Here is a 7253-nt window from a genome sequence, read left to right on the forward strand (position 1 = left end):
GATCAGCTCCACGAGGCCGCCGCACAGCACCGCCTGCTCGCCGAACAGGTCGGTCTCGCACTCTTCGCGGAAGGTGGTCTCGATCACCCCCGAGCGGCCGCCGCCGATCGCCGAGGCGTAGGCCAGGCCGAAGTCGAGGGCGTTGCCGGTGGCGTTCTGGTGCACCGCGATCAGGCAGGGCACGCCGCCGCCCTTCTGGTACTCGCCGCGCACCGTGTGGCCCGGGCCCTTGGGCGCGACCATCAGCACGTCGATCGAGGCCTTGGGCTCGATGAGGTTGAAGTGGATGTTGAGGCCGTGGGCGAACAGCAGCGCCGCCCCGTCCTTCAGGTTCGGCGCGATCTCGGCGTTGTAGATGTCGCGCTGCAGCTCGTCAGGGGCCAGCACCATGATGGCGTCGGCCCATTTGGCGGCTTCGGCGACGCTCATCACCTTCAGCCCGTCGGCCTCCACCTTCTTGGCGGTGGCCGAGCCGGGACGCAGGGCGACGACGACGTTCTTCACGCCAGAGTCGACGAGGTTCAGCGCATGCGCGCGGCCCTGGCTGCCGTAGCCCACTACCGCGATCTTCTTGTCCAGGATGCGGGAAATGTCGGCGTCGCGGTCATAGTAGACGCGCATGATCGTTCTCCTGAACACGTGATGGCCGCGGACCTTGCGCAACGGCGCCGCAGCAAAGGCGGCGCTATCGACCGTTTTTTTGCGCAAAGGTCAAGGGATGGCCTGCAACGGGCCCGGCGATCACGCCGCCTTCTTCAGCTCTTCCGGGTCGGTGACCGGCCGGCGCGCCGGCGTGACTTCGGCCTCTGCGGCCACGGCGGGGGCGGCATCGCTCCACAGCTTGACGATGAGCAGGGTCACCGCGAGCAGCGTGAAGGCCAGGACGGCGCCGGTGAGGTAGAGGGTTTCGAGGGTCATGGCGGGCTCCAATCTTCGGCCGCAACATGCGTCGCCCTCGGGAGCCGCGAAACTCGGGAGAACCCACTAAGGGCTTCTACGGTCGCGCCCGAAACGCCCGTGAACCCCTCAGTCCCTTCGGGACAGCTCCCCCTATGGGCGAGCATGTCTACTCGACCTTGAACTGCATCCCGGCGTTGGCCTCGAGGCGGGCGATGAGCGCAGCCTGCATGGCCGCGCCGGGGGTCCAGATCCCCCCGGGGACGTCGGTCTTCTCCTTCACCAGGCACAGCGCGCTCTCGGCGATCATCTTCGAGGTGCAGCCGTAGCCGGGGTCCTTGTCGCCGTGCACGGAGACCCGCATCTGGCGCCCGTCGCGGTCGACGCCGACGAACAGGACGTCGAAGAAGCCGGCCTCGCGCTCTTCCTTGGTCGGGCCTTCTCCGGGCTTGGGCCCGCCCTCTCCGCCAAGGCCGCCGCCCATCTGAGCCATCGCCTTGGCCGCCTCCTCGGAGGGGGCGATGATCATCTCGTCGTAGACGAAGTCGGCGCCATAGCGGTGGCCCATCAGGGCGTTCGAGCGGTGGACGTTCTTGGTGTTGATGGTCGCCATCACGAACGGGGCGACCCAGGCGCCCAGGTCGGGGTCGTGCTCCGGCGCCATCCCCGGCGGCTGCGACGGCCCCTCGAAGCCGGGGGTCAGACCAAAGGGGCTCGCCAGCACCTGGAAGACGGCGGGGTCCTTAGCGACCGCGGCCATCGTGGCCTTCAGGCTCGCCGCGGTTCCGCCGGAGAAGCCGCCCTGCATGCTCCGCACCCGGCCCTTCACCCGCGGGACGGGGCGCCCGAGCCGAGCCTGCGCGGTCTCCTGCAGGAACAGGACGCCCAGCTCGAAGGGAATGGAGTCGAAGCCGCAGGAGAAGACGATCCGGGCCCCGCTGGCCTTGGCCTGCGCCTCGTGGGCGTCGATCATCTGGCGCATCCAGTTGGGCTCGCCGCACAGGTCGAGGTAGTCGGTCCCCGCCGCCGCACAGGCCGCCACCAGGGCAGAGCCATAGAGCTGGTAGGGCCCCACGGTGGTGATCACCGCCTTCGTACTGCGCACCATCGCCTTGAGCGAGGCGGGGTCGTCCGCGTCGGCGACGACCAGCGGCGTTTCGGCGGGGGCGCCGATCTCGTCGCGCACCTGGGCCAGCTTGTCCGCGCTACGGCCGGCCATCGCCCAGCGGACCTCGCCGCCGACGCCGTAGCGCCGGGCCAGATGCTCGGCCACCAGCCGGCCGGTGTAGCCGCTGGCGCCATAGACGATCACGTCGAACTCGGCCGCAGGGTTCATGGGGGGCTCCTCGAATGCGAGCCGACCATGCCGCCGCCCGCGCGCGCAGGCAAACCTTAGCCGCTTGCGCCCCGGCGGCGCATGCGGGACGGTCGCGCTTGCAACGCAAACGGAAGGGCCGATGGCCGGCTACCGAAAGAGGCTGGAGCAGGACCTGGAGCGGTGGATCGCCGCCGGATTGGTGCCGGCGGACAGCCGTGCGGCCATTCTGGGCAGCGTGGGCGAGGGCCGCCGCCTGGATGCGGCGACCACGCTTGCGGCTGTCGGGTCGGCCTTCCTCGGCATCGCCGTGATCGCCTTCGTGGCCGCCAACTGGGACGCGATCCCGCGGCTGGCGCGGTTCGTCCTGGTGCTCGGCGTCTTCGCGGGCCTCTGCGGGGGCGCGGCCTGGGCGGCCCGGCGCGAGCGGCCGGGGCTGCGCAACGGCCTCCTGGCCATCGCCGCCCTCGTCTATGCGGCCGCCATCGGCCTGACGGGCCAGATCTTCGACATCGCCGGCAGCCCGCCGGCGGCGCTGCACGGGGCGGGTTTGGCCGCCGGGCTGCTGGCGCTGGCCGGTCGCTCCAGCGGAGCGGCCATGGCCGGGCTGGTGCTGCTGGGCCTGGGCGATCTCTCGGACGGCCCGTTCCAGGAGGAGACCGCCCTGCCCTGGCTGGCGTTCGGCGCGCCGCTGGGCGCGGGCCTGGCGTGGGCGTGGCGATCTTCGCCGCTGGCCCATACCGCGGGCCTTGGACTGGTCGTCGGGGCGATGCTGCTGCTGATCCGGCTGGGCCCGCCGAACGATGCGGGCCTGCTGCTGACATCGGCGGGCTTCGCCGCCCTGGCGGCCGGGGCGCGCTGGCGGCGGGACACGGAAGGCGCCGCGGCTGGCGGCCTGTTCGGCTGGTGCGTACTGGGGGCGCTGGCCTTCTTCGTCATCGCCGGCTTCGAGGGTAAGCACTTCGAGGGGCTGCCGCACCGCATGGTCTGGCTGGCGCTATCGGCCGGCCTGCTGGCGCTGGGCCGGGCCGATCGGCACGGGGCGGTCAGCGGATTGGCCGTGATCTCCCTGATCGGCGCGGTGTGCGCCATCCTCTTCGACCTGGGGCTCGGGCTGATGAGCGCAGCCGGCGTGTTCCTGGTCAGCGCCCTGGCCGCCCTGGTCGCCGGATGGCTGATGCGGCGGAGGAAGCCGGCATGATCCGCGCCCTCCCGATCCGCATCCTCGGAGCCGCGGCGCTGCTCATCGCCGCCCTGGTGGCCCTCGTGGTCTACGAGGGCCAAGCGCGGGCCAGCGGTCGGGAGGTGCGGCTTGCAATGGAGGCCTTCGATCCGCGCAGCCTGCTCACCGGCCACTACGCCGCGCTGCAGCTGGCGGACGCCCTGCCCGCCGGCGCCCGCTGCCCCGACGGTGGGGACGAAGGGTGGATCGCCCTGCGTCCGGAGGGATCGGTCCATCGTCTCGCCGGCGTCGCCAAGACGCGCGAGGGGGCCCTGAAGCTCGGCCCCGTCGCGGTCCGCGGAACAGCGTCATGCATCGGCGGCGGGGCGGAAGAGGCGCAGCGGGTGGTGCTGGACATCGGCGTCGATCGGCTGCATGCGGACCAGACGGAGGCCGAAGCCCTCGAGGCCGCCCTGCGGGCCGGGCCCGATCGGCCGGAGGCGCTGGCCGTGGTCTCGGTCGGCCGGGACGGGCGCGCCCGGCTGAAGGGCGTCATCGTCGGCGGCCGCCGCACCGATCTGGACTGGTTCTGAAGGAGAGCACGCGCATGGCGGCGACGCCGCAGGATGTCCTCAGCTTCTGGCGCAGCGCCGGACCGGCCAAGTGGTTCGCAAAGAACCGGGCCTTCGACGAGGCGATCCGGCTGAGGTTCGAGCCCGTGCACCACGCCGCCGCCCGCGGCGAGTACGACGACTGGACCCGCACGGCGGAGGGCGCCCTGGCGCTGGTGATTCTGCTCGACCAGTTCCCGCGCAATCTCTACCGCGGCTCCGCCCACGCGTTCGCCACCGATCCCAAGGCCCGCGCGATCGCCCGGACGGCGGTTGAGGCGGGCTTCGACCGGCAGGTGGAGCCGGAGCTACGCCCCTTCTTCTATCTGCCCTTCGAGCACTCCGAGGACCCGCAGGACCAGGCGCTGAGCTGCCGCCTCTGCAGGGCCCATCTGGACGAGACCGGCGACGCCGAGACCCTGAAGTGGGCCGAACTGCACCGCGAGATCATCGGCAGGTTCGGCCGCTTCCCGCATCGCAACCCATGTCTGGGCCGGGCCACGAGCCCTGAGGAGCAGGCCTTCCTCGACGAGGGCGGGTTCGCGGGCTGAGCCGCCTCAGTTGGTGTTGATGTTGCCCTGCTGGGAGGCGCCCATCGTGGAGCTCGGCGCTCGCACTCCGGCCGCCGCCGCCGCATCCCGCTCGGGATTGTCGCTGCAGACCCGGCGCTTGGCCCGGCCGCCCGTGACGCTCACGTAGTGGCACTTGGGCTTCGCCTTGGCCTCATCGGCCGGCTTGCCCGCCTGCACGGAGCCGCCGCCCGGAGCCGCGATGACTTCGCCCGTCTGAGGGGCGTTGGCGGCCAGGATCAGCCCGGCGGCCATAGCGGTGAGAAACATAGACACAACCTTGCATTCGTTCGCTGACGCTACCCTAGGCGCCCCATAGCGTGGCGGCAACACCCTGGCCATTCCCGCGGCCCAGATGGACCTGCGGCGCCCTGGCTGTGGACAGTCCTCACCTTCTGCTGGCGTAGAAGCCGGCCCCGCGCGAATCAGGGAATGATCCGGTCCGCATTGGAGTTCGGCCGCCCGATGAACGCCCCTCTCTTCGCCCGTTCCACTCACGCCGAGCCGCATCCCGAGCGGCAGTATCTGGACCTGCTCGCCGACATCCTGGCGAACGGCGCCCAGCGGGGCGACCGGACGGGCACGGGCACCCTGGGCGTGTTCGGCCGGCAGATGCGCTTCGACCTGGCGCAGGGCTTTCCGCTGCTGACCACCAAAAAGCTGCACCGAAAGTCGATCATCCTTGAGCTGCTCTGGTTCCTGCGCGGCGACACCAACGTGCGCTGGCTGCAGGAGCGGGGCGTCAGCATCTGGGACGAGTGGGCCGACGAGGCCGGCGAGCTCGGCCCGGTCTACGGCAAGCAATGGCGCTCCTGGACGGCGCCGGACGGGCGGGTGATCGACCAGATCGCCGGCGTCGTGGAGAGCCTCAAGACCAATCCCCACAGCCGCCGGCACATCGTCTCGGCCTGGAACCCGGCCGACGTGGACGACATGGCCCTGCCGCCCTGCCACTGCCTGTTCCAGTTCTTCGTGGCGGACGGCAAGCTGTCCTGCCAGCTCTACCAGCGCTCGGCCGACGTCTTCCTCGGCGTGCCGTTCAACATCGCCAGCTACGCCCTGCTGACCATGATGATGGCCAAGGTGGTGGGCCTGGAGCCCGGCGAGTTCGTCCACACCCTGGGCGACGCCCACCTCTACCTGAACCACTTGGACCAGGCCCGCGAGCAGCTCTCGCGCCAGCCCTACCCCTTCCCCGCCATGCACATCGCCGACAAGCGCGACCTGTTCGCCTTCGAGTACGAGGACTTCAAGCTCGAGGGCTACAAGGCCCACGCCAGGATCGCCGCGCCGATTGCGGTTTGAGGGCTCAGGCCTCGTCCAGGGCCGCGGCCCAGGCGTGCCCAGGATACAGCGTCGCGATCGTCTCACGCAGCCAGGCGCGGCCGGTGGCGCCCAGGTACGGCGCGCAGGCGGCGAAGTCCGCCTCGTCCTTGGGACGCTGCGCCTTCGCCTTGTAGAGGAGCGCGCCTTCGGGCCGCAGGTACGGGACGCCCTCCATCGAGGCGATCATCTGCGCGCGCGGGGCGAAGATCCTAGCGTCTCGGCGAAAGACCCATGTGTCGCGATCGCCCGGCTCCTGCATGACGTCGACGCGCCACAACTGAACCGCTTCATCCAGCACCCACGTCTGATGCATATGAGACGGCGGGAGCTCGCCGGGCGACAGGGCGCGCACTTCTCCGTCCCCGGCCGCGTGGAATCGGTACTCGGCGAGGTGGGCGCGCACCTCGGGCAGGTCGGACTTCGCGATGGCGATCTCCAGGTCGCCGTGTGATCTGGTCTCGCGTCCCAAGAAGAGGTCGATCGCCCAGCCGCCGACAACGCACCACGGCGCCTCCAGGCCGGAGAGCTTCTCGGCCGCTTCCGCAGGAGTCCACGCCCCGCGCCAGGCCTCGAGCCCGGGCCCATCCCAGCGACCTCCTTTTTCGCTCATTCGCTCATGATCGCGCCAGCGCCCCCCGGCCTGCAATGCGCCCCTAGACCTGAACAGGATCGTTCAGCCGGCTTGTGCGCATCGTCGGCGGCCCTAGTCTGCGGCCGTACGAGGGGGAACCTACGATGCGCAAACTGCTGCCTGCCGCCCTGATCGGCGCACTTCTGCTGGGCGCGCCCGCCGCGCAGGCGCAGACGCCAAAGAAGCCGGGGACGCCCAGCATCCTCTTCTGGACCCCGAAGCAGCAGAAGGCCTGGTATCCGGCGATCGAAAAGGTCTACCGGGTCAGCACCATCCGGCGCGGCTCCTACGTACGCCCGCTGCCGAAGGTCGCCACGGAGATCGACCCCACCTTTAGCCACGCCGGCAGGACCTACACGGTCAGCGAATACATGCGCGCCTTCAACGTCTCCGGCGTGCTGGTCCTGAAGGATGGCAGGATCATCATGGAGCGGTACGGCCTAGGCCGGCGGCCGCGGGACCGATGGACGTCCTTCTCGGTGGCCAAGTCCGTGACCTCGACGCTCGTCGGGGCGGCCATCCAGGACGGCCACATCAAGAGCCTGGAGGACCCGGTCACCGCCTACATCCCGGAGCTGAAGGGATCGGCGTACGAGGGCGTGAACGTCCGCCAGCTGCTGATGATGAGCTCCGGCGTGAAGTGGAACGAGGACTACACCGACCCCCAGTCGGACGTGGCCCAGGCCGGCGCCGCCATTCTGGATCCGGGCGTCAATCCGATCGTCAGCTACATGCGCAAGCT

The 7253-nt window shown here is 70.5% G+C and carries 10 protein-coding genes; 5 read left to right on the forward strand and 5 right to left on the reverse strand.

Annotated elements, in window-relative coordinates; translation table 11 throughout:
- From ilvC to VHK87_RS15845, 3 genes are all read right to left on the reverse strand, one after another.
- A partial coding sequence (gene ilvC / locus VHK87_RS15835; RefSeq protein ID WP_414694155.1) for a ketol-acid reductoisomerase occupies positions 1 to 639 on the reverse strand: 639 nt, incomplete at its 3' end.
- Positions 640 to 741: 102 nt separating this feature from the next.
- Positions 742 to 918 carry a hypothetical protein gene (locus VHK87_RS15840; protein WP_329635857.1) on the reverse strand — a complete coding sequence of 59 codons (177 nt, stop codon included), beginning with the start codon at positions 916 to 918 and terminating at the stop codon, positions 742 to 744.
- A 148-nt stretch (positions 919 to 1066) separates the two neighbouring features.
- Positions 1067 to 2233 carry a saccharopine dehydrogenase family protein gene (locus VHK87_RS15845; protein ID WP_329635858.1) on the reverse strand — a complete coding sequence of 389 codons (1167 nt, stop codon included), beginning with the start codon at positions 2231 to 2233 and terminating at the stop codon, positions 1067 to 1069.
- A gap of 121 nt (positions 2234 to 2354) precedes the next feature.
- Between VHK87_RS15845 and VHK87_RS15850 the strand changes: the two genes are divergently transcribed.
- Genes VHK87_RS15850 through VHK87_RS15860 form a run of 3 tightly spaced genes read left to right on the forward strand, consistent with a single transcriptional unit; the run spans position 2355 to position 4536 of the window.
- Positions 2355 to 3413: a DUF2157 domain-containing protein gene (locus VHK87_RS15850; RefSeq protein WP_329635859.1), complete on the forward strand. Its 1059-nt coding sequence runs from the start codon at positions 2355 to 2357 to the stop codon at positions 3411 to 3413.
- Positions 3410 to 3967, forward strand: coding sequence for a GDYXXLXY domain-containing protein (locus tag VHK87_RS15855; protein ID WP_329635860.1), 558 nt, complete (start codon positions 3410 to 3412; stop codon positions 3965 to 3967). The genes VHK87_RS15850 and VHK87_RS15855 overlap by 4 nt, the downstream gene beginning before the upstream one ends.
- A gap of 14 nt (positions 3968 to 3981) precedes the next feature.
- Positions 3982 to 4536, forward strand: coding sequence for a DUF924 family protein (locus VHK87_RS15860; protein WP_329635861.1), 555 nt, complete (start codon positions 3982 to 3984; stop codon positions 4534 to 4536).
- A 6-nt stretch (positions 4537 to 4542) separates the two neighbouring features.
- Here the strand turns inward: VHK87_RS15860 and VHK87_RS15865 are convergent, their stop codons facing one another.
- A complete protein-coding gene (locus VHK87_RS15865; protein WP_329635862.1) occupies positions 4543 to 4824 on the reverse strand; it encodes a hypothetical protein in 282 nt (93 codons plus the stop codon).
- Positions 4825 to 5019: 195 nt separating this feature from the next.
- Here VHK87_RS15865 and VHK87_RS15870 point away from each other — a divergent pair, with 195 nt between their 5' ends.
- Positions 5020 to 5859, forward strand: coding sequence for a thymidylate synthase (locus VHK87_RS15870; protein ID WP_329635863.1), 840 nt, complete (start codon positions 5020 to 5022; stop codon positions 5857 to 5859).
- Positions 5860 to 5863: 4 nt separating this feature from the next.
- On the opposite strand, the gene VHK87_RS15875 is transcribed toward VHK87_RS15870, so the two are convergent.
- A complete protein-coding gene (locus tag VHK87_RS15875; protein ID WP_329635864.1) occupies positions 5864 to 6490 on the reverse strand; it encodes a nucleotidyltransferase domain-containing protein in 627 nt (208 codons plus the stop codon).
- 125 nt (positions 6491 to 6615) lie between these two features.
- Between VHK87_RS15875 and VHK87_RS15880 the strand changes: the two genes are divergently transcribed.
- On the forward strand, positions 6616 to 7253 hold a 638-nt coding region (locus VHK87_RS15880), incomplete at its 3' end, for a serine hydrolase domain-containing protein (protein WP_329635865.1).

The sequence above is a fragment of the Phenylobacterium sp. genome, from assembly GCF_036263695.1.
GTDB lineage: Bacteria > Pseudomonadota > Alphaproteobacteria > Caulobacterales > Caulobacteraceae > Phenylobacterium.

Coding starts and splice junctions, on each gene's coding strand:
- VHK87_RS15840 (WP_329635857.1), bottom strand. CDS start 918: ATGACCCTCGAAACCCTCTACCTCACCGGCGCCGTCCTGGCCTTCACG.
- VHK87_RS15855 (WP_329635860.1), top strand. CDS start 3,410: ATGATCCGCGCCCTCCCGATCCGCATCCTCGGAGCCGCGGCGCTGCTC.
- VHK87_RS15850 (WP_329635859.1), top strand. CDS start 2,355: ATGGCCGGCTACCGAAAGAGGCTGGAGCAGGACCTGGAGCGGTGGATC.
- VHK87_RS15865 (WP_329635862.1), bottom strand. CDS start 4,824: ATGTTTCTCACCGCTATGGCCGCCGGGCTGATCCTGGCCGCCAACGCC.
- VHK87_RS15845 (WP_329635858.1), bottom strand. CDS start 2,233: ATGAACCCTGCGGCCGAGTTCGACGTGATCGTCTATGGCGCCAGCGGC.
- VHK87_RS15875 (WP_329635864.1), bottom strand. CDS start 6,490: ATGAGCGAAAAAGGAGGTCGCTGGGATGGGCCCGGGCTCGAGGCCTGG.
- VHK87_RS15860 (WP_329635861.1), top strand. CDS start 3,982: ATGGCGGCGACGCCGCAGGATGTCCTCAGCTTCTGGCGCAGCGCCGGA.
- VHK87_RS15870 (WP_329635863.1), top strand. CDS start 5,020: ATGAACGCCCCTCTCTTCGCCCGTTCCACTCACGCCGAGCCGCATCCC.